The 22,041-nt window shown below is 60.6% G+C and carries 18 protein-coding genes; 8 read left to right on the plus strand and 10 right to left on the minus strand.

The window, feature by feature from the left end; all coding sequences use genetic code 11:
* Positions 1-215 precede the first annotated feature (215 nt).
* Complete coding sequence (locus tag DM813_RS22220; protein WP_128325552.1) at positions 216-1,298, minus strand: ABC transporter substrate-binding protein; 1,083 nt, start codon at positions 1,296-1,298, stop codon at positions 216-218.
* 218 nt (positions 1,299-1,516) lie between these two features.
* Between DM813_RS22220 and DM813_RS22225 the strand changes: the two genes are divergently transcribed.
* Both DM813_RS22225 and DM813_RS22230 read left to right on the plus strand, forming a co-directional pair.
* Positions 1,517-3,169: a nitrite/sulfite reductase gene (locus tag DM813_RS22225; RefSeq protein ID WP_128325553.1), complete on the plus strand. Its 1,653-nt coding sequence runs from the start codon at positions 1,517-1,519 to the stop codon at positions 3,167-3,169.
* Entirely contained in the window at positions 3,153-3,647 is a 495-nt protein-coding gene (locus DM813_RS22230; protein ID WP_128325554.1) for a DUF934 domain-containing protein, read from the plus strand. The genes DM813_RS22225 and DM813_RS22230 overlap by 17 nt, the downstream gene beginning before the upstream one ends.
* 44 nt (positions 3,648-3,691) lie before the next feature.
* Here the strand turns inward: DM813_RS22230 and DM813_RS22235 are convergent, their stop codons facing one another.
* Both DM813_RS22235 and sohB read right to left on the minus strand, forming a co-directional pair.
* A complete protein-coding gene (locus DM813_RS22235; protein ID WP_128325555.1) occupies positions 3,692-8,893 on the minus strand; it encodes a dermonecrotic toxin domain-containing protein in 5,202 nt (1,733 codons plus the stop codon).
* 71 nt (positions 8,894-8,964) lie between these two features.
* Positions 8,965-9,981, minus strand: coding sequence for a protease SohB (gene sohB, locus DM813_RS22240; RefSeq protein WP_128325556.1), 1,017 nt, complete (start codon positions 9,979-9,981; stop codon positions 8,965-8,967).
* 197 nt (positions 9,982-10,178) lie between these two features.
* Between sohB and DM813_RS22245 the strand changes: the two genes are divergently transcribed.
* The 4 genes from DM813_RS22245 (at position 10,179) to DM813_RS22260 (ending at position 13,317) form a co-directional block, all read left to right on the plus strand.
* A complete protein-coding gene (locus DM813_RS22245) occupies positions 10,179-10,889 on the plus strand; it encodes a histidine phosphatase family protein (RefSeq protein ID WP_128325557.1) in 711 nt (236 codons plus the stop codon).
* A gap of 56 nt (positions 10,890-10,945) precedes the next feature.
* On the plus strand, positions 10,946-11,263 hold the full coding sequence (locus DM813_RS22250) for an SCP2 sterol-binding domain-containing protein (RefSeq protein WP_128325558.1): 318 nt from the start codon (positions 10,946-10,948) through the stop codon (positions 11,261-11,263).
* 196 nt (positions 11,264-11,459) lie between these two features.
* On the plus strand, positions 11,460-12,527 hold the full coding sequence (locus tag DM813_RS22255; RefSeq protein WP_128325559.1) for a phosphotransferase family protein: 1,068 nt from the start codon (positions 11,460-11,462) through the stop codon (positions 12,525-12,527).
* A gap of 22 nt (positions 12,528-12,549) precedes the next feature.
* Positions 12,550-13,317, plus strand: coding sequence for an SDR family oxidoreductase (locus DM813_RS22260; RefSeq protein WP_128325560.1), 768 nt, complete (start codon positions 12,550-12,552; stop codon positions 13,315-13,317).
* Positions 13,318-13,330: 13 nt separating this feature from the next.
* Here DM813_RS22260 and DM813_RS22265 read toward each other — a convergent pair whose 3' ends face one another.
* Positions 13,331-13,930 carry a thioredoxin family protein gene (locus tag DM813_RS22265; RefSeq protein ID WP_128325561.1) on the minus strand — a complete coding sequence of 200 codons (600 nt, stop codon included), beginning with the start codon at positions 13,928-13,930 and terminating at the stop codon, positions 13,331-13,333.
* A 24-nt stretch (positions 13,931-13,954) separates the two neighbouring features.
* Positions 13,955-14,221 carry a DUF2790 domain-containing protein gene (locus DM813_RS22270; RefSeq protein ID WP_128325562.1) on the minus strand — a complete coding sequence of 89 codons (267 nt, stop codon included), beginning with the start codon at positions 14,219-14,221 and terminating at the stop codon, positions 13,955-13,957.
* Positions 14,222-14,444: 223 nt separating this feature from the next.
* Here DM813_RS22270 and DM813_RS22275 point away from each other — a divergent pair, with 223 nt between their 5' ends.
* A complete protein-coding gene (locus DM813_RS22275) occupies positions 14,445-15,185 on the plus strand; it encodes a response regulator (RefSeq protein ID WP_128325563.1) in 741 nt (246 codons plus the stop codon).
* Positions 15,182-16,510, plus strand: coding sequence for a sensor histidine kinase (locus DM813_RS22280; RefSeq protein WP_128325564.1), 1,329 nt, complete (start codon positions 15,182-15,184; stop codon positions 16,508-16,510). Before DM813_RS22275 ends, DM813_RS22280 begins: the two co-directional genes overlap by 4 nt.
* Positions 16,511-16,515: 5 nt before the next feature.
* Here DM813_RS22280 and DM813_RS22285 read toward each other — a convergent pair whose 3' ends face one another.
* From DM813_RS22285 to yghX, 5 genes are all read right to left on the minus strand, one after another.
* On the minus strand, positions 16,516-17,235 hold the full coding sequence (locus tag DM813_RS22285; RefSeq protein WP_128325565.1) for an SDR family NAD(P)-dependent oxidoreductase: 720 nt from the start codon (positions 17,233-17,235) through the stop codon (positions 16,516-16,518).
* A 156-nt stretch (positions 17,236-17,391) separates the two neighbouring features.
* A complete protein-coding gene (locus DM813_RS22290) occupies positions 17,392-18,291 on the minus strand; it encodes a LysR family transcriptional regulator (RefSeq protein WP_128325566.1) in 900 nt (299 codons plus the stop codon).
* A 46-nt stretch (positions 18,292-18,337) separates the two neighbouring features.
* Positions 18,338-20,365: a pyridoxamine 5'-phosphate oxidase family protein gene (locus DM813_RS22295; RefSeq protein ID WP_128325567.1), complete on the minus strand. Its 2,028-nt coding sequence runs from the start codon at positions 20,363-20,365 to the stop codon at positions 18,338-18,340.
* Positions 20,366-20,383: 18 nt separating this feature from the next.
* Positions 20,384-21,013 (minus strand): glutathione S-transferase family protein, encoded by a 630-nt coding sequence (locus DM813_RS22300; protein ID WP_128325568.1) that lies wholly within the window; start codon positions 21,011-21,013, stop codon positions 20,384-20,386.
* A gap of 124 nt (positions 21,014-21,137) precedes the next feature.
* Positions 21,138-22,022, minus strand: a complete 885-nt coding sequence (yghX, locus tag DM813_RS22305) for a YghX family hydrolase (RefSeq protein WP_128325569.1) — start codon at positions 22,020-22,022, stop codon at positions 21,138-21,140.
* Positions 22,023-22,041 lie beyond the last annotated feature (19 nt).

Consider the following 22,041-nt stretch of genomic DNA (forward strand, 5'->3'; position numbering starts at 1 on the left):
ACGGTCTTGAATGGAAGGTTACTGGTGGCTGACCCAATACACCGCGGTCACAACAACCAGCACAATCAAACAGAGTATCGCCCAGGCATCGACATGGCTGTCGTTCTTCACTTTGGTCGAGTTTCCCATTGCATCGCCTCTTGTAGTGGTTATGGGAATGCACGTCACCCGTAGCAGTTAAGTCCAGCAATGTCCTTTGCTCAAGTAAGGAATTATCAATAGTCAATCGGCGCCTGAAGGAACGGATAGCGGTAGCTTGCTGCACGCCCCTGCGCACTGAAGCGATTGAAGTCCAGGCCATAGTCGGCCTGATCCTGCAGCTTCAGCCAGCGCCGCGCGCGTGCCGGGTCAATCAGTTGCAGAACCGGCACCTGGTGGTTGCGCTGCCCGTCACGGTCGATTGGCAGATTCAGCGCATCATCGTGCAACAACACCATGGCCCATCCGCCGAGGGAGAAGTGGCCGCCCATCAACACGCTGATCCGGCCGTCGATGCGGTCCTGCAGCGCTTGCGGGGAGCTGTTGACAGCGCTGAACAGGACATCCCGGCCCGGGGTGCGACCGGCTTCGACAAAGGCCTGCATGACGCCAAAAGCCATCTCGTCATTGGCCGACCAGACCAGTTCGATGCGCGGGTAGCGCTTCAGCAACTGCTGAGCCTGCTGGTACGCCCGCTCCTGCTCCCACCCGCCATGCACCAGCTGGCGCAAGCGTACTTCCGGGTGCTCGGCCAGGGCCCGGCGCATGCCTTTCTCGCGCAGTTGCGCCGCCGGCGTGGTCTTGATCCCGGAAAACGCCAGCAACTCGATGGGGCGGGTTATTCCGGGTCGGGAACGCAGGGCGACAAGTTCCTTGAGCATCTGATAGCCGGCCTGCTCGTCGTTGTTGACCAGCGTACCGAGCACCGGCGCGTACTTTTCCGGCGCCTTCTCGATCAATTCGGCCTGACTTGGGGTCAGGCCGTTATTGACCAGAAACAGCTTGACCCCGCTGTCATGTGACAGGCGGATGATTTCCGGGGCCACATACTGCTCATTGACCAGCACCAGATAATCCGGGCGGTCCGCACTGGCGAGTACTTTGCGCGCCTCGATCAACGCGTGCTCCGGACGCCGCTCCATGTACTCGACCCGTAGCTCCATCCCCAGGTCCTGGGCGGCTGCCTGCATGAAGCGCGAATAACTGACCCAGAAGGTCTCGTTGGAATAGCCAGGATTCAGAAACACCACCGACGCGGCCTGTGCGCTGGCTGCCAGCGGCAGACTCAGGCATAGGCTTTGGCACAAGGCCTTGAGCATGCGGATTCGCTCCTGCTATTCAAACCATTGATTATAAACACCGCAGAGCCTCAAACAGCCAAATGCCAGTCAGTCTCACTTAGTCCAAATGGTTCTTTTCATATGCAAAAACATCACTTTTGCGCATAAACGCAAACTGCTATCTTTCTTCCGCTCCGCTTTGGGAGTGCGCGGCCGTGCGCGCGATTAGCTGCAAGCAGCTTGAGAACAGGACCCCTATGTACGTATACGACGAGTACGATCAGCGGATCATCGAGGACCGCGTCAAGCAGTTCCGAGATCAGACCCGACGCTATCTGGCCGGTGAGCTGAGCGAAGAAGAGTTCCGCCCCCTGCGCCTGCAAAATGGCCTCTATATCCAACGTTTTGCCCCGATGTTGCGGGTCGCTGTGCCGTATGGCCAGCTGACGTCGCGCCAGACTCGGATGCTGGCGAAGATCGCGCGCGACTACGACAAGGGCTATGCCCACATCAGCACCCGGCAAAACGTGCAATACAACTGGCCCGCCCTGGAAGACATCCCGGAGATCCTGGCCGAACTGGCGACCGTGCAGATGCACGCGATCCAGACCAGCGGCAACTGCCTGCGCAACGTCACCACCGACCAGTTCGCCGGTGTCGCTGCCGATGAAGTGATCGACCCGCGCCCTTGGTGCGAGATCGTTCGCCAGTGGACCACGTTCCACCCAGAATTCGCCTACCTGCCGCGCAAGTTCAAAATTGCCATCAATGGCTCGAGCAGCGACCGCGCCGCCATTGAAGTCCACGATATCGGCCTCGAGCCGGTGTACAACGCAACCGGCGAGCTGGGCTTCCGCGTACTGGTGGGTGGCGGCCTGGGCCGTACCCCGGTGGTCGGCGCCTTCATCAATGAATTCCTGCCGTGGCAAGACCTGCTGAGCTACCTGGACGCGATCCTGCGGGTTTACAACCGCTACGGCCGTCGCGATAACAAGTACAAGGCACGGATCAAGATCCTGGTCAAAGCCCTGACCCCGGAAGTCTTTGCCGAGAAGGTCGAGGCCGAAATGGCCCATCTGCGCGGTGGCAGCACCACGCTGACCGAAGCCGAAGTACAGCGTGTAGCCAAGCACTTCGTTGATCCGGACTACAAGGCGCTGGACAACCTCGACTTCAGCGAGCTGGAACAACAGCACCCGGGCTTCGCCCGCTGGCGCACCCGTAACGTCCTGGCGCACAAGAAGCCGGGCTACGTGGCCGTGACCCTGTCGCTCAAGCCTACCGGCGTTGCACCGGGCGACCTGACCGACAAACAGCTCGATGCCGTCGCTGATCTTGCCGAACGCTACAGCTTCGGCCAGCTACGTACCTCCCACGAGCAGAACATCATCCTCGCAGACGTCGAGCAGAGCCAACTGCACACGCTGTGGCTGGAACTGCGTGAAAACGGTTTCGCTACGCCGAACATCGGCCTGCTGACCGACATCATCTGCTGCCCTGGTGGTGACTTCTGCTCCCTGGCCAACGCCAAGTCGATCCCGATTGCCGAATCCATCCAGCGCCGTTTCGACGACCTGGACTACCTGTTCGACATCGGCGAACTGGACCTGAACATCTCCGGCTGCATGAACGCCTGTGGTCACCACCACGTCGGCCACATCGGCATTCTCGGGGTGGACAAGAAAGGTGAAGAGTTCTACCAGGTCTCCCTTGGTGGCAGCGCCAGCCGTGACGCCAGCCTGGGCAAGATCCTCGGCCCTTCGTTCGCCCAGGACGCCATGCCGGATGTCATCTCGAAGCTGATCGACGTCTACGTTGAAAAACGTACCGAAGACGAGCGCTTCATCGACACCTACCAGCGTATTGGCATCGACCCTTTCAAGGAACGCGTCTATGCAGCGAATCATTAAGAACAACGAAATCGTCGACGAAACCTGGCACCTGCTGCCCAAGGACTTCAACATCGACGAAGTGACCAACTGCGACGACTACATCGTTCCGCTGCAGTTGTGGCGTGAACACGGCCATATGCTCAAGGCCCGCGACGGCGGCCTGGGTGTCTGGCTGGATGCCGACGAAGAAGCCGAAGAGATCGGCCACGTCGCCAACGAGTTCCAGGTCATTGCCCTGAACTTCCCGGCTTTCACCGACGGGCGCAATTACTCCAATGCGCGCCTGCTGCGTGACCGCTACAAGTTCACCGGCGAACTGCGGGCCATTGGCGACGTGCTGCGTGATCAGCTGTTCTACCTCAAGCGCTGCGGTTTTGACGCCTTCGCCCTGCGAGCCGACAAAGACCCGGTGGAAGCACTGGAAAGCCTCAAAGACTTCTCGGTGACCTACCAGGCCGCCACCGACGAACCGCAACCGCTGTTCCGTCGTCGCTGAATAAAAAAGGCCCCGCATGCGGGGCCTTTTTTTGCCTGTCGTAATTACGGCGAGAGCTCTTCAACTTGCGTCAACCGGGTCATCAAGGCAGCCTCTGCTTCTTCGCGACCTCTGATCAGGTCGGCGGCTCCCTTTAAATAACCGTTATCGTCGATATCAAATTTGCGTAACGTACCGTCTGCATGGAAGAGCGTTTTACCCAGCGTATTGCGCAACGCGCTCACCACGTCGCCATCGAGCTTGGCTGGCACCTCGTCAGACGTTCCCCTGCAATAATCCAGGTAGTCCAGGCCCTCTGTCCAGGTAGTCAGAATGGCTTCGAACTGACCTGCGTATCGTTCTTTCAGGTAACGCTGCCAGCTGCTTTCACCCACCATCCAGGCCTGGCGGTTGGCGACCGTATCACGCCCTTTCACCGCGCCTGCAACCCGATCGAACGTTTCCTTCGAGAGATTGGCCGTAGCCTCGAAGAGCATGTCACTGGAAGGCTCCGGGTAGTCAAGCACGCCCGCTAACTTCTGGCGCAAGGCCAGCCGGATCTCGATATCATCGACGCTCTCACTCGCAAGTCGGGCATCGCTGATGTCATCCAGCGGGTCCAGTGGTGTCAGCTCGCCGTCAGCCATCAAGGCGGCACGCCGACTCATGCGGGCCAAAGACAACGTATCGGCCATTCGTTGCACTTCATGGCGACGAAACAACTGCTTGTACAACGCCACCAGATCAGCGCTGCGTCCACTGCTACCGGCCTCTGAGCTGCGTTGAAACACCAACACGGCGGTTTCCAGGGCACTGAATGCGTCAGCACCGGCATCGCCACAGGTCACTGGAAAATCGCCAGCAATCGCCACCAGATCCTCCCGGAGCTGCGTATGCTGTGAAGCCAGTTCAAGCATTGACCACACCCGCTTGCGTACATACGCCGCATTGGCCCGAAACTCACTCGACAAGGCAAGTCGATCAAACGCATCGTGCAGAGCGCGGTTCTGTCGATTCTGGAACAGCTCCTGCCAGAGGTCGCGTTGAACCTGACCTGCCCCCTCCAACCAGACATCGTCAGGCTGTACCGGTTCCTGGATATGTATCCCCAGATCACGTTCATAGGCAGCCCCGACAATGCTCATTCGGGCAATGCTGTCAGCATTCAACGGGTTAGAAAATAAATTCAGGTCAAGGTCGGGATCTGTGCGCAGTGCGGCACCGAAGCGTGTTTCAGCCAGCGCCGGAAGTGTCGTGATCCGGTTGCTACTCAGATCAATGGACTCCAGCTGGAGGGGCTCCAGGTTCATCAAGGTCGTCAATCCTTCAGGCCATTCGCTCAACCCACAGGCTTTAAGGTCAAGCTGCTCCAGTTGCGTCAGGTCGCCAAGCTCGGGGGCCCGCCCAAGGTCTAAATTGAATGCCAGATTCAGTCGCTTCAATTGACCAAACCTGGAAAACACCTGCGCGGCGGTTTCATCCAACACCAAGTCAGTATTGCTTAAATTCAGCTCTTGCAGAGGCAACCGGGTCAGGACTTCCAGCCCTTCGGCGGTCAATCTCACGCTGCTGTAACGAAAGTTCAGCCGGGTCAGCACCGGCAGTGATGCCAACGCTTCCAGCGCCGAATTGGAAAGGCCAGTCAGTGGATTCTTTTGCAAGTTGAGTGTCTGCAGGCTGACCAACGGTTCGAGCACATCAAAGAGGGAGTCGCTGTTAATCAGGCCGTTTTCACTTACATTTAGATGAACCAGGCCCGTCAGCGCGCCGACATCAGCTGGGATCTCGCTTAACCGGTTGCCCTCCAGTGACAGGCGTTTGAGCCGTGGGAAGCAGCGCAGAAAACCAGAGGGCAATGCCTCTTGCTGCATTCCTGCCAGGCTCAGGTCGTGAATATGCTCGAACCGTGCGGTCAACACGGGCAGCGCTCCGGCGTTCGACCTGTGAAGTGCCAGCTTCGCTCTGACGCCCCCGCCTGGTCGACGCCAGGTGTTGAGCAGTGTCTGGCGGACATGTTGTCGATCGCCCCGTTGATAGACGTTTGTGCTGTCCGTCACCCACCGATCAAGCGTTTCCTCGAGCGTTTTGTATTCAGCCTCCAGTTTGAACACGGCATCACCCAGATGCTGATTCTCAAGTAACAGGCGTGCTTTCATCGCTTCAAGCGCCTCCCTGTTCAGCCTCGGGAACAGGGCGTTCAATCTACCATCAACAGCCTGGCTCCCCACCGTCCCTCCCAGGGGATAGCCGGTCCGACCGTCAGCCAATCGAAAGGGCGAGCGAAACCACGGTTTGATCGGCTGCTGGCCAAGCAGAGTCGACACCCGAGCCCGATCTGCCGAGGCAAGCGCATACAATGTGCTGCGCAACAGCTGCCATGACTGAATATCAAAGCCCAATGCCTGCCGTTCACTGTCGGGCAACGCCTTGAGCAACGAGGCAAACAGCGGCTCACCGCCGCTCAACTCAAGGTCTTGAGCGTCATAGACGCGGTAACCGTTGCTGTTGCGCACCACCGTTTTGAGCGCGCCCTCAGGCTGACCGGCGCTGGCCAGCAGACGTCCAGTCCGCGAGTTCTCGCGCAGTTCAAGACGAACATTACCACTCCACCCCGGCAGATCAGCCATCAACCCCACCGCCAGTCGATCGCTGTCAAGGTTTGCCAGCGTTACCTCATGCAGCCCCTGAATGGCCCGCGACACAGCGATCTGTCGCTGATACACCCGTGCTTCTTCAGCCAGACGCATCGGCACACGCCCATCACTGGCTTGCAACTGCGTCCGCTCGACGGAATCAGCGGCGTCGATGATCTCCAGCGCAGCCTCGTCGGTCAGCAGCGGAAAGGCCTTGATCAGCCGCGCCTGTTCAACACTCGGCTCTGCTCGTCCATGCTCGTGCAGGAGCTCGAAGATTGCAGCGCGCGCCTTGGTGGCACGCTCGGCAATCAGTTGACGGAGTACCTCCAAGCGCTTGTGCGTCTCAACGCTTGACCCGAACAGATCACTGGCTTCTTCTTCACTCAAGTCCTCCAATACCTTGCCGGCCAAGGTGTTGGCATAGAGCTCCCTTATCGAAATCCTGATGACACGTCCACCAGGCCAGCGCTTCGCGCCGTACCGAACTGGCTCGCTGTCCGCACTCGCCGCTTCGTCATAGACCTCAATCACACGTTCTGGCCAGCGGGGCAATTCCTGACTCAAGCTCGGCCCATACCCCAAGCCATCCACGCCAGCGGCACCATTACTCAAGGCTTTGATCAAACGGTCCATCCGGCGGTCAGTCTGATAGCGCTGCAGCGTGTCCTTGAGCAAAGGTGGCATCATCAACTGGTCCACATACATGCGACGCAGCACATCGTCGTCAACACCGCTGATCTTCACAGCCTGCTCAACCACTTCATCGGACAAGCCGTGCGCAAGATGACCAAAACGCTTCAACAGGCGCTCATGGTCCCACTGCAAGGGCTGCTCGCCTGCGGCCTGCCAAGTGCCTTCGCCATTGTGTCGCAGTACAGGTTGATAGGCGTGCGGATCGTCGGGATGTGTGATTGTCCAGGTTGCGTCGGCATCCTGAGTCACCTCAAATACCTGCGTTTCAATACGGATGTAGGATTTACCATCCACAGGGTAAACCCCCGCCGCGTCAGGTGTAACATCAGCCAGCTCAACCGTGCGCGCATAGGGTGCCAGGTCAGGCTTCCACAAACGCTCCTCGCCACTGGGCAGGCTGACGCGCAACAAGCCATCAACCTGTTCGCTCGCCTGAATCGGCGCCGCTAAATGGCCTGCGGCACCCATGCCAACGGCCATGACGACATTCACTGCCACCGACTCGAAATGGGCCACGGCCTCGTCAAGATCACCCGCCTCCCAGGCATGGGCGCCGTCGATAATCTCGTCTACCAGCTGCACGCCAGCCACTGCAGCCATGACCACACCCAGTGCCGGCACAAAGAAAGCCGCTGCATTGAGTACATTGAGGCCGATGCTTTCCCAGTATGCCAGTCGTGTTTTTTTTGCCTCCTCATCTACCTTGGCACTGGGCACTACCAACACGGCGGCATTTTCCTTGAGCCTGATCAGGTGCTGATCTTGCCTGTAGCCGAACAGGTCGGTACCGATTGCCATATCACGAAGGTGCAGGTTGGCATGAGGGTCAAGCTCGCCATCATTGAGGTACAACGCCTCGTCAAGGCGCTTGAAGAAGTGTGCCTGCTCCTGCTGGCGGACATAGCGATGAAACAGCCGCAGATAAGCCGGTTGCAACAGGTTAACCCGCAAGTCCTGTTTGAAAGCGGCCACAGACGGGTACTCTTTGAGCGGGTACAAAGGCGCGCCTGGCAGGTAAACGACTACTGGCTCAACCTCGCTACTGATGCGATCAGCACTGAACACCACAACGCCCTCAAGCGCAGTGCCAAACATCGTCAACCCTTGAAGGATCACGGGCTTGCCGTGGAGCTGCGGTGCCTGCTGGTCATCGATCAGCTGGTGGAACATCGAACGCGCCGACGCCGAGATCTCGCCTTTCATGAACGCCTCTTGGGCAGCCTGGTGCAAGCGGTCTTTATCCGCCTTGATTGACAGCCTGCGCACAGTGTCCTGAGTTGCCGGGAGCTCATACACATCGCGCACATGTGCCTGGTACTGCTCGCCCAGATCCAGCGCGTGACACAACGCTGCAAAACGCTCGGGCTTGATCTCGAGTTTTTGGCTGTAACGGTATTGAAAACGCGGGTAAGCGCCCGGGTCACCGGGCTTGAGCTCAAGGGTAAACGCTCCCTTGGGCGCCAATGCGCTGCCGGTCTCGAATTGAGTATCGGCGGCATAGTTCTGCATTGCCGCCTGCATCAGGGTTTGCTGGCGAGGCTTTAGCTGCTGCATTGACCCCAGCAAAACCGACTCGTAATGAATTTCCACCATTTCGGTGGTATTGACGTCGTATTCAACGCCCAAGGTTTTTTTCAGCTCAGCTTTCAGCAGGGGTTCGGCAAACGCTGCTGGCTCTTTCAGGTCTTTCAGCGCCTTGGCCAACGCACGTGTCGAGGTCTGACTGCGCTTTTGCACATCGTGCAGCGTCTGGCGTTCGGCCTCGTCAGCCATCAAGTACCAGGCAGCAAGGCCCTTGGACGTCAACTGCGCCGGGCGCAGTACAGTACGCCAGCGCTTGAGATCGGCAGCGGTTGCATGCTTGAACAGACCAGACAGGCGCTTGCCGAGGAATCGGCCGTGCAGGCCGGGGATAGGGGGGACGTTAGAGGTGGACATTAGTACTCTCCTGTGAGCGTTGGGGCTCACAGGAGAGTCGAATAGCGCAATACGCTGGTGTTACATAATGCTCAGCGCCATTTACCCAGCTTGCTCCACAGCCCGAGCACGGTGCTTTCGATCGAACTGCTGGCTGCCAGCCCGACCCGCTCCTGCAGGCTCTTGCGCTGGGCAAAATGCAGGTGATAGAGGTTCGACTCGCGGGCGCGATCGCCCAGGTACTCGTCGCTGGTCTTGAGTTCATCCACCAGTTGTTTGTTCAGCGCGGCAACGCCAAGCCACACTTCACCGGTTGCCACGTCGTCGATATGCAACTGCGGGCGATAGCGTGAAACAAAGTCTTTGAACAGCTGGTGAGTCACATCCAGGTCTTCCTGGAACTTCTCCCGGCCCTTCTCGGTGTTCTCGCCGAACACGGTTACGGTGCGTTTGTATTCACCGGCCGTGAACACTTCAAAATCGACATCGTGCTTTTTCAACAGCCGGTTGACGTTGGGCAACTGCGCCACCACGCCAATCGAACCGAGAATGGCAAACGGCGCACTGACAATCTTGTCGCCGATGCAGGCCATCATGTAGCCGCCGCTGGCAGCGACCTTGTCGATGCAGATGGTCAGCGGGATACCGGCCTGACGGATCCGGGCCAGTTGCGACGAAGCCAGCCCGTAGCTGTGCACCATGCCGCCGCCGCTCTCCAGGCGCAACACCACTTCGTCGCGGGGCGTGGCCAGGCTCAGCACGGCGGTAATCTCGTGGCGCAGGCTCTCGGTGGCCGAGGCCTTGATGTCGCCATCAAAATCGAGCACGAACACCCGCGGCTTGTCTTCAGGTGTTTTCTTCTGCTGCTTTTCTGCCTTCGCCTGCTGCTTGCGCAGGGCCTTGAGCTGGGCCTTGTCGAGCAGGCTGCTTTCCAGGCGCTCGCGCAAGTCCTTGTAGAACTCGTTGAGCTTGTTGACCTGCAACTGCCCGCCAGCCTTGCGCCGACCTTTGCCACGTAACCCGGCAATCGCCGAAAGAACCACCAGAATCGCGATCACCAGGGTCGCGGTCTTGGCGAGAAAGCTTGCGTACTCTGCAAGAAACTCCACAGTAACTCCTTAACATGCTGGCGCCCGAACGGCGCAAACCGATAGTCAAGCATACCGACGCCGCCCTGCCCCTGCCAGCGTAGGAAATGTTCGGCAATGCAGTTCAAACGCTCTTTTCAAACGCTTGTATGTTTTTTCGTTGACAGCCCGCTGGAGGCACCCTAACCTCGGCCTCATTCTTACCGCAGGCGCACAACGTGGGCAGCATCTACCTGATTCGACATGGCCAGGCCTCATTCGGTGCAGACGACTACGACGTCCTCTCGCCCGTGGGCATCCGCCAGAGTGAAGCGCTCGGTGAACACCTGGCGCACGTGGGTGTACACCTGGACCGTTGCGTCGCCGGCGACCTGCGCCGCCAACAGGACACTGCCCGCCTGGCCCTGGCCGCCATGCAGCGCACAGGCTGCACCGTGCCGCCGGTGGACACCGACATCGCCTTCAACGAGCTCGACGCCGATGCAGTAATCCGCACCCTGTTGCCCGGCCTGCTGGCGGACGAACCTGAAGCCCGGCACATCCTGCGCAACGGCGCGCAGCATCGCAGCGAGTTTCAACGCCTGTTCGCGCTGATGATCCAGCGCTGGCATGACGGCGAATACGACTGTGACGATATCGAGTCCTGGGCTACCTTTGTCGAACGTGTCGACGGCGGGCTGCAGCGCGTGCTCGCACAGGCCTCCAGCGGCGAAAACGTCGCCATCTTTACCTCGGGCGGGACCATCACCGCCCTGCTCCACCTGGTCACCCGTATCACTGCCAGCCAGGCGTTCGCGCTGAACTGGCAGATCATCAACACCTCGCTCAGCCAGCTGAAGTACCGTGGCCGCGAGGTGACCCTGGCTTCCTTCAACAGTCAGGCCCATGTGCAACTGTTGAGGGCGCCGGAGCTCATCACCTACCGATGAGCATCGGCTCGTTGTGACCGTGCAGGTCACGCCAATCACTTAATAAGGAACACACCATGAGCGATGTAGCAAAAGCCGTCGAAGCGATGAAGTCCAAGTTCAACCCTGCCGCTGCTGCCGGTCTGGATCTGGTGTTCGGTTTCAACATCACCGACGAAGACAAGCACTACGCCCTGATCGTCAAGGATGGCACCTGTGAAATCCAGGAAGGCGAAAACGCCGACGCCAACTGCACCCTGGTGCTGGACAGCGAAACCCTCAAGGGTATCGTCAGCGGCGAAACCGACGGCATGCAGGCCTTCATGGGCGGCAAGCTGCGCGTTGAAGGCGACATGATGCTGTCGATGAAGCTGAGCGAGCTGTTCCCGGCCTGAGCCCTGCGCTGATGCCAAGCAAAACCGAAGCCCGCAACGGCTTCGGTTTTTTTTCGCCCCGCGGTTTTACAGGCGCCATCAGGGACGTTGATCGACCGGCAACACGCTAGCCTATAAAGCGGTTTGTGGCTTGTCCGGCGCCACTACCAGAATTAGATTAGCCAATAATCTCTGGCTTCAAAAATAAGGGAAAAGCATGACGCTCACCGATCAGTCCACCCAGGTCCGCCCCGGCGAAGAGCTCGATGCCGCTGTCATCGACCCTTATCTGAAGGCGCATATTGCCGGCCTGACCGGCCTGCCGCGCATCAGTCAGTTCCCCGGTGGCGCCTCCAACCTGACCTACCTGGTGCAGTACCCGGAACACGAATTTGTGTTGCGCCGCCCTCCCTTCGGCCACAAGGCCAAGTCGGCCCATGACATGGGCCGCGAATTTCGCATCCTCAACCAGCTCAACAGTGGCTTCCCCTACTGCCCCAAGGCCTACGTGCATTGCACCGACGAAGCACTGATTGGCGGCGAGTTCTACGTCATGGACCGGGTCAAAGGCATCATCCTGCGCTCCGACCTGCCGCCGGAGCTCAGGCTGGATGCCGCACGCACCGAAGCGCTGTGCAAAAGCTTCATCGATCGCATGGTCGAACTGCACCAGGTGGATTACAACGCCTGCGGCCTGGGCGACCTGGGCAAGCCTGAAGGGTACGTGCAGCGCCAGATCGAAGGCTGGAGCAGCCGCTATGAAAAGGCCCTGACTCCGGATGCACCGCGCTGGGAAAAAGTCATCGCCTGGCTGCGCGAAAAAATGCCTGCCGATCATCCCAAGCCAGCCATCGTCCACAACGACTACCGCTTCGACAACGTCATCCTCGACGCCGACAACCCGATGCGCATCATCGGTGTGCTCGACTGGGAGATGACCACGATCGGCGACCCGCTGATGGACCTGGGCAACACCCTGGCCTACTGGATAGAAGCCAACGACCCGGCACCAGTGCAGTTGATGCGGCGCCAGCCAAGCAACGCGCCGGGCATGCTCACCCGCCAGCAGTTCGTTGACTACTACGCCGAGCGCGCAGGCATCACCATTGATAACTACGACTTCTACTACACCTACGGCCTGTTCCGTCTGGCCGGCATCGTTCAGCAGATCTACTACCGCTTCTTCCATGGCCAGACCCAGGACAAGCGTTTCGCACAGTTCATTCACATGAACACACTGCTGGAGCACATGAGCCTGCAGGTCATTGCCAAGTCCAGCCTCTGACGACTACAACAAGGAAAAGACGATGTCCAAGACCCAACTGTTCGACCTCGATGGCAAGATCGCGTTTGTTTCCGGCGCCAGCCGCGGCATCGGCGAGGCCATTGCCCACCTGCTGGCCCAGCAAGGCGCGCATGTGATTGTCTCGAGCCGCAAACTTGAAGGCTGCCAGCAAGTCGCCGACGCCATCGTCGCAGCCGGTGGCAAAGCCACCGCCATCGCCTGCCATATCGGTGAAATGGAGCAGATCAACACAGCGTTCGCCGCCATACGCGAACAGTTTGGTCGCCTGGACATCCTGGTCAACAACGCGGCCACCAACCCACAGTTCTGTAACGTCCTGGACACCGACCTCGGCGCATTTCAAAAGACCGTCGACGTAAACATCCGCGGGTATTTCTTCATGTCGGTTGAAGCCGGCAAACTGATGCGCGAGAACGGCGGTGGCAGCATCATCAACGTCGCTTCGATCAATGGTGTTTCACCCGGGGTGTTTCAGGGCATCTACTCGGTGACCAAGGCAGCGGTCATCAATATGACCAAAGTCTTCGCCAAGGAGTGCGCACCGTTCGGCATTCGCTGCAACGCCCTGCTGCCAGGCCTGACCGACACCAAGTTCGCTTCGGCACTGGTCAAGAACGACGCCATCCTCAACACCGCACTGCAACAGATCCCGCTCAAGCGTGTCGCCGACCCGAAAGAAATGGCCGGTGCGGTGCTGTATCTGGCCAGTGACGCGTCGAGCTACACCACCGGTGTGGCCCTGAACGTGGACGGTGGCTTCCTGTCCTGATAACGCGACGGCATCAAGGAGCAAGCCCGCGCCGCTCAGCCAACAGCTGCCGGATCACTTGCTCCTGGGTGTCGTAGGCGCCCTCGCCGAAATGCACGGCTCGCACCTGGCCCTGAGCGTCGACAAAGTAATGCGCCGGCCAGAACTGATTGCCAAAGGCGTTCCAGATGGCATATCGGTTGTCGACGGCCACCGGGTACTGGATACCCAGCCTGGCAACCTGCTCACGTACATTGCCGATATCGTTCTCGTAGTCATACTCCGGCGTGTGCACGCCAATCACTACCAGGCCCTGGTCGGCATAACGCTTCGACCAGGAATTGACGTACGGCAGGCTACGCTGGCAATTGACGCAGTCGTAGGTCCAGAAGTCCACCAGCACCACCTTGCCCTTGAGCGCTTCGCGGTTCAGCGGGGGTGAATTAAGCCACTGCACCGCACCGCTCAGCTCGGGCATTGGCCCCAACTTCTCCAGCTGCGAAGACCCGGCGAACAGACGGCTACCCAGGCTCAGAGCGCCCAGCGCAGCAGCCAGCACAGCGGCAACACCCAGCCTGCGTGGCGTCGGATCGAGGCGGCGCAACGCGCCGCCAAAAAATGTGAACACTGCCATCAGACACACCCTCCTTGAGTGAACTCAACCGCCATCATGGCAGGCACCGGTGGCGTAGTTTTCGTACTGCACGCTATGGGGTTGCCCCTTGGAGTCCAGGTAGTCCATTTCAGCCACCACCACCCCGCAGGCGGTGGCGTTGTGGTCATGAATGGCCACGACTTTCTTCACATCCAGATGCTGCCCGTAATGGTAATCCTGTATCGGTGCGATGCTGTCGGCATAGGCGCCCAGGGTGCCAAGGCCGAAGATCGCGACCAGGCCGATGCGGGCCAGGGTCTTGAAGGTCATAACAGTCTCCCGGGTGAAGGCTTCACCCTCTGTCGGTGAGGAAGGGCCCTCGCCGTTGAGACCTATTTGAGGCGTGCCAGGTATCGACGATGTGTCTGGAACTCGCCGGTTTATCTCAGCACGTATCAATTGCCACAGCAGATACACTGCAATACAAACCCCGGAGCGCGAGCGCTACCGGGCTCTGTACACTTCGGGCCAAGCACTGGAACAGGAGCCGGGCATGGATCATGTCGACCACGTATTGATTGTCGATGACGACCGCGAAATCAGAGAACTGGTAGGCAACTACCTGAAGAAGAATGGCCTGCGCACCTCGATCGTCGCCGATGGCCGGCAGATGCGCGCGTTTCTGGAGAGCAACGCGGTCGACCTGATCGTGCTCGACATCATGATGCCCGGCGACGACGGCCTGCTGTTGTGTCGCGAACTGCGCGCCGGCAAGCACAAGGCGACGCCCGTGCTGATGCTGACCGCCCGCAATGACGAAACCGACCGCATCATCGGTCTCGAAATGGGCGCCGACGACTACCTGAGCAAGCCCTTTTCCGCCCGCGAACTGCTGGCCCGCATCAACGCCGTGCTGCGCCGAACGCGGATGCTGCCGCCCAACCTCAACATCAGCGAAAGCAGCCGCCTGATCGGCTTTGGCCATTGGCGCCTGGACACCACCGCGCGCCACCTGCTCGATGCCGACAATACCCTTGTCGCCCTGAGTGGCGCCGAATACCGCTTGCTGCGGGTGTTTCTCGACCATCCCCAACGGGTACTGAGCCGCGAGCAGCTGCTCAACCTGACCCAGGGCCGAGAGGCGGACATCTTTGACCGCTCGATCGACCTGCTGGTCAGCCGCCTGCGCCAGCGCCTGCAGGATGACGCCCGGGAACCTGCCTACATCAAGACCGTGCGCAGTGAAGGCTATGTGTTCTCGCTAGCGGTTCAGCTGGTCGAGCCCTCGTCATGAAGCTGCAGCTACGCTGGCCGCACACCCTGGCGGCACGTCTGGCACTGATCTTCTTCACTGGCCTGGTGCTGGCTTACGGGCTGTCGTTCAGCTTTCAGTTTTATGAACGCTATGTCAGTTCGCGTTCGATGATGCTGGTCAACCTGCAGCAGGACGTATCGACGACGGTCGCCATCCTCAATCGCTTGCCCGCTGACGAACGTGCCGCCTGGCTGCCGCGCCTGGAACGTCGCACCCACCGCTACCGGCTTGATGAAGGGACAGCGGGTCAGCCGCTGACGTTGAGCCAAGCGCCGATGGCGGCACAGGCTATCTACACTGCCATCGGCCATCAGTATCCATTGAGTTTCCAGAACATTCCCGGGCCAAACCCGCACTTTCAGGTGCACCTGCGCCTGAGCGACGGCAAACCGCTGACCGTGGATGTCACGCCGGCGCCCATACCGCTGTCGGCCTGGTTGCCAGCGGTATTGCTCGTGCAATTGGCACTGTTGCTGCTGTGTACCTGGCTGGCAGTCAAGACTGCCATCGGCCCGCTGACGCGCCTGGCCCGTGCCGTCGACAGCCTGGACCCGAATGTACCCGGCCCACGGCTGGAGGAAAGCGGCCCGCGAGAAGTGCTGTACGCCGCCTTGGCGTTCAACTCACTGCAGGCACGCATTGCCGCCTACCTCAAAGAGCGCATGCAGCTGCTGGCGGCCATCTCCCACGACCTGCAGACACCGATCACGCGCATGAAGCTGCGGGTTGAAGTGATGGACAGCTCTCACGAGAAAGACAAGCTCTGGAGCGACCTGGAGGCCATGGAGCACCTGGTGCGCGAGGGCGTTGCCTATGCCCGAAGCATCGACGGCAGCACCGAAGCCAGCTGCCGGATCAACCTCGATGCGTTTCTCGACAGCCTGGTGCTCGACTACCAGGACAGCGGCCAACAGGTGACGCTTGGCAGCACCTGCGGCGCGTTGCTCAACACCCGCCCACATGCCTTGCGCCGGGTGTTGGTGAACCTGATCGACAACGCGCTCAAGTTCGCCGACAGCGCCCAGCTGGAGGTTGCTTCGGGCAACAACCGCAGCACATTGATCCGGGTCATGGACAACGGCCCCGGCATTCCTGACACCGAGCTCACTGAAGTCCTCAAGCCGTATTACCGGGTGGAAGGCTCGCGCAACCGCAGCACTGGCGGTACTGGCCTGGGCCTGGCAATCGCCCATCAGCTGACCCAGGCCATCGGCGGTACCTTGACACTGAGCAATCGTGACAGCGGAGGCTTGTGCGCGCTTATTGAACTGCCTGCACAACTGAATGCAACGCAGAGCGCCTGAGGACGTCAGAAACGCTCATCGCCTATCGCTGGCAAGGTCAGCTCGCTGACGAAGCTGGCCGACGACAGGCTCAATGCCATGCGCACCACCTGGACTACGTCATGCACCGGAATCAACTGCCCTTCACCGTGCTGTTCGGCAATGTCTCGCGGTGTGGACAGCAGATCGTCGGTGTTCAGGTAGCCCAGGTTCAGGCAGGTCACCCCCAGGTTCTGTTGTCGATAGCCTTCGCGCAGGGCATCGGCAATACCCCGCAGGGCGAACTTGGAAGCACCGAAGGTCACTTCCGGCCGGCCACTTCGGGGCAGGCCCGAGGTCGATCCGGTGAGGATGATCCGCGGCCGCTCGCTCTTGAGTAACAACGGCAGCAGGCGTTTGATCAGCAACAAGGGGGCACTGACATTGCAACTGACCATGGCCTGGATGTGGGCATCATCGTCGCCGAGAAAGTCATAGGCCGAGGTGAAGGCCTGGGGCTCCCAGATGCCCAGGTTGTAAATCAACGTATCCAGCCCTTGGCCGTCCAGGGCGCGATGCAGGTGTGGTACAGCTTCCTCGGGGTTGGTCAGGTCAGCTTCGATCCATTGAAGCGCTACACCCGTTTGCGCCACAAGCCCTTGGGGCTGGCTGCGCGATACCCCGATCAGGGTATCGCCCGCCTCGCCCAGTCCCTCGATCAACGCCCTGCCCAGCCCTTTGCTGGCACCCACCACCATGGTTTTCATCGCCTGTCTCCTGACGTGGCTCGCTATGAAGCGCCTATGCCAGCAGAACGATGAAGCCTTGGCAAAAGGCGACTGTATCCGAATGTGTTTTGACTCACCGGCCAATCGCCGTGCTGCCGGCTCCCACAGGTCTGCGGTTTACCCGAGAAATGTGGGTCAGGCCAGATGCGTCTGCCCGCGCAAGTGCTCCGCCAGCATGTCGATGAACGTACGCACCTTGGTCGAACCATATTTGCTCTCCCGATGCAGGATGTGGATCGGCCACGGCGCTTCCTCGTACTCGGCCAGAATCACCTGCAACTGCCCGGCCGCCAGCTCGTCAGCCACTTGGTAGGACAGCAGCCGAGCGATCCCGAGCCCGGCACTGGCTGCGGCGATGGCCGCGTCGTTGCCGGTCACGGTCAGGCGCGGTTTCATTCGGACCTGGGTCGGGGCATCGATGGCGCCAAAACGCCAATCAGTGCGCGGTGACAGCGTCCCGGTAGCGATGACCTGGTGGCGCTGCAGCTCGCCGGGATGGCGCGGTGTGCCATAGTGCTCGAGGTACTCGGGCGAGGCACACAGCAGCCGGCGCATGCGGCCCACGCGCAACGCCTTGAGGCCGGAATCGGGCAACTCACCGATGCGCACGGCGACATCCATGCCCTCCTCCACCAGATTGACCACGCGGTCGAGGAAGTACGCTGCCACGTCGACCTCGGGGTACTCCTGCAGATAGCGGACGATGCAAGGCATGACAAACTTCTTGCCGAACAGGATCGGCGCGGTCACTGCCAGGTCGCCCTTGGGCGCAGCATTGATACCGGCGGCGGCTTCGTTGGCCTCGATGATGCTGGCAAGGATGTGCCGGGTGTCTTCAAGGTAGCGGCCACCCGCTTCGGTCAGGCGCACATTACGTGTGGTACGCAACAACAGCTTGACCCCGAGCTGCTCCTCCAGGGCGCTGACAGCACGGGTCACCGCCGCCGGCGATATACCCAGGCGGCGCGCGGCGGCGGCAAAGCTTTCCAGCTCGCCGACGGCCACGAACACTTTCATCAGGTGAATCTGGTCCATGTCGCGCCCCACGCGTTGTCGTCGGGCGATTATTCCAGTGCTGGTGCTAGAGCTCCAGCACCAATGGCTGCGCTCCCTCTTGCGCCTGGGCCGGTACGGCGCAGCAGATCAGCACGCTGCCCGGCTCTGGCAGCTCGGCGGGCGGGTTCGGGTAGTGGACCTGACCGCTGACCAGCCTGGTTTTGCAAGTACCGCAGGAACCGCCACGGCAGCTGAAATCCGGCGACAAACCACGACTCTCCGCAAGGTCCAGCAGCGTGCCACTGTCGGGTGTCCAGCGCGACTCTTTGGCGGAGCTGGCGAAGTACACCGGCACTGCCTCAGTGGCGGCCGGGGGTTGCTGCAGCGTTGGCTGGTTGTCATCAGTGTGACGGCGCAGGGTCGAGGGGCCAAACGCTTCGGCATGGATACGTGCGTCGGGCACGTGCACGCCGCGCAACCCCTCGTAGATATCCTGAGTGAAGCTGCCCGGGCCACAGAGGTAGAAGTCATAGTCGTCCAGCGCCAACGTGGCTTTGATCTGGGCGATGCCAAGGCGACCGGCGAACTCATAATCGCGCCCGTGAACAGCCTGCGCCTCGGGTTGACTGAGCGCGCGGTGCAGGCGCAGGCGGCCAGCAGCTTGCTCGCAAAGCGCGGCGAGTTCCTGCTGGAACGGCAGGTCGGCCAGCGTACGCCCGCCGTGGAACAGCTCGATACGCCTTGCCTGCCCACTGGCCAGCTGCTCGCGCAGCATGGCGATCAGCGGCGTAATGCCAACGCCTGCTCCGATCAGAACAAGGGGCCGCTCGCTGTGTTGATCGAGGGTGAAGTTGCCCATGGGCAAGCGCACCTGCAGCCGTTCACCGACCTGTACAGTCGCGTGAAGATGCCGCGAGGCGGGCCCTTGTGCTTTGACGCTGATGCGCAGATAACCGTCGGATGGCGCGCTGGAAAGGCTGTAGGTACGGATCAGCGGCGCCTTGCCGTCCAGTTGCACTTGCACAGGAATGTGCTGGCCCGGGGCGAACCTCACGGCCGTGTCATGCTCAGGCTGCAGGTAGAACGAACGGATATCACGGCTCTCCTGCTCGATGCGCACCACCCGCCAATCCAGCCACTGCCGCTGCCTTTCACGTTGTTGCAGGCGCTGTTCAGCTTCGGCCCAGGTACCGGTCATCAGGCTGGTCGGTGCGAACTCATGAAAGGCCCAGCGCAGCGATACGGCAGCCGGGCGCACTACCACCTGCTCGACCTCAAGCGTCCAGATCCGCTCCGCACCCTCAAAGGCCGTGATCAACGGGCTATCAAGGATCACCTCGGCCCTGCCGCACAGTTGCAGCACGTTGCCGGTGATGAAGTCGACGAACAGCAGCCCGGCAACCGGGTTGACCAGCAGGTTGCCAAGGGTGTTGAAATGCAGGTTGCCGGCATAGTCGGGAATGGTCAGGCGGTTACCTTCAACCCTGACGAAGCCCGGTCGCCCGCCGCGATGGGAGACGTCCACCGAGCGCTGGCCGTTTTCATGCTCGGCGTAACTGGCGACGAAAAAAGTATCGGCCTGTTCGATCATGGCGATAGTGCCGGCATCGAGCACCGTTGAATCGCGTCGGCCGCCCGACGGCTCATCGACCCGGGTGTACTCGCGCAACTGAATATACTGCGGGCAATTGCCAAACGACTGTTCTACCGCCACCTCCAGCTGGCCCGCCGTGGCCTGGCGGATTACGCCATTGAGGCGGTTGCGCCGCCGGGTGTGCAACTCGATCCCGAGCAAGCCGATGGCGCCACCGCTGGTGAAACCCGGTTTGGCCGGGTCGTCACCGTTGAGGTCGGTGCTAATCAGCAACTGCTGCGGATCGGGCGAGCTGACGAAGCCTTCCGGGCCTTCGAGCAGCGTCGCCCAGGGTTTACCTTGCGCGTCGACGGCACCGGCGACGATAAACGGCAACTGCTGGTAAAACGCGCGATGCTGGTCAGGCATATAGTCGCGGATCACTTTACGGCCGAACACCTCCATGCGTTCAGCAACACCGACCTGCTCCTGCAGCCGTACTTCACCTGCGTGCCAGGGGGATCCCGTGTGTTCGTGCATGGCGGCATTCCTCGAGAGTCAGGCAGTGGTTTGCAGGCCGATAACCGTGCGCGGCATCGGAACAAAGCCAGGCAGCGCCTCGATCCGGGCAAGCCAGGCACGCACGTTGGGGTATGGTTCCAGCGATACATTGCCCTCGGGGGCGTGGGCAATGTAGGAGTAATTGGCGATATCAGCGATGGTCGCCTCGTTGCCGGTCAGAAACGGCACCTTGGCCAGCTCGGCGTCAACTACCTGCAACAAGGCGTGAGCGCGGCCGATCACCTCATCGGTGTTGAACGAGGCACCGAACACCGTCACCAACCGTGCTGCGGCCGGGCCGAAAGCCAGGGGGCCGGCGGCCACCGACAGCCAGCGTTGTACGCGAGCGGCACCCAGCGGATCCTCTGGCAGCCAGCGCTCACCACCGTAGGCCTTGGCCAGATAGACCAGGATGGCGTTGGAATCGGCGATAACGGTACCGTTGTCATCGATCACCGGCACCTGGCCGAAGGGATTGATGGCAAGGAATTCAGGCTGTTTGTGCTCGCCTTTGGCCAGGTCGACGAAGACCAGTTCGGTCGGCAGGTCGAGCAACGCCAGCATCAGTTCGATGCGATGGGCATGGCCGGATTTGGGAAAGTTGTAGAGTTTGATCGGGCTTGGCATGTTCTGAACTCCGGGTCAGCGCCGGGAGTGGCGCTGCTGGATACCATGCTGCACGGGATCGGCTGGCAGCAGAATGGGTGCCGGACGCAATCCATAATTTCGCCAGCCGAAATAATCCAAGGACCTATAGGTACTTTCGAAACCACGCCAGCGTCCGCTCCCACGCCAGGTTCGCCGCTGCTTCGTCATATCGCGGTGTCGAATCGTTGTGAAAGCCATGGTTGGCACCGGGATAGAAATACACCTCGTAGACCTTCCCTGCCGCCTTCAACGCCTGTTCATAGGCGGGCCATCCCTCGTTGATGCGGGTATCCAGTTCACCGTAATGCAGCAACAGCGGCGCCTTGATCTTCGGTACATCCCTGGCCTCGGGCTGACGGCCATAAAACGGCACTGCCGCGCCCAGTTCCGGGTAGGCCACCGCCGCCGCATTGGCCACCCCGCCGCCATAGCAAAACCCGGTAATACCGACCTTGCCGGTGCAGGCATCGTGGTGCATCAGCCATTCGATGGCGGCGAAAAAATCGTTCATCAGCTTGGTCGGGTCGACGGTTGCCTGCAATTCGCGGCCCTTGTCGTCGTTACCCGGATAGCCGCCCACCGAACTCAGACCGTCGGGCGCAAAAGCAACAAAGCCGGCCTTGGCCAGGCGCCGGGCGACGTCTTCGATGTAGGGATTCAAGCCACGGTTCTCATGCACTACCACAACGCCTGGTGCCTTGCCCTTGACCGTTGCCGGCCGTACCAGGTAACCACGCACCTGGCCGTGGCCCTTGGGCGACGGGTAAGTGACGTACTCGGCGCTAATGTCCGGGTCGGTAAACGCTACTTGCTCCGCCAGGGCATAGTTCGGGCTCAGCGAGGCCAGCAAGGCGCTGGCGGTCATGCCGGCGAAGGTGAATGCCGCCGCGCGGTCGAGAAACTCGCGCCGGTTGATCCGGCCGTGGGCATAGTAGTCGTACAGTTCCAGCAACTCGGGGGCAAAGTCTTTGGCGGTGAGGCGGGTCATGGGCGCGTTCTCCGTGGGG

The organism is Pseudomonas alkylphenolica (genome assembly GCF_004025535.1).
Taxonomy (GTDB): domain Bacteria; phylum Pseudomonadota; class Gammaproteobacteria; order Pseudomonadales; family Pseudomonadaceae; genus Aquipseudomonas; species Aquipseudomonas alkylphenolica_A.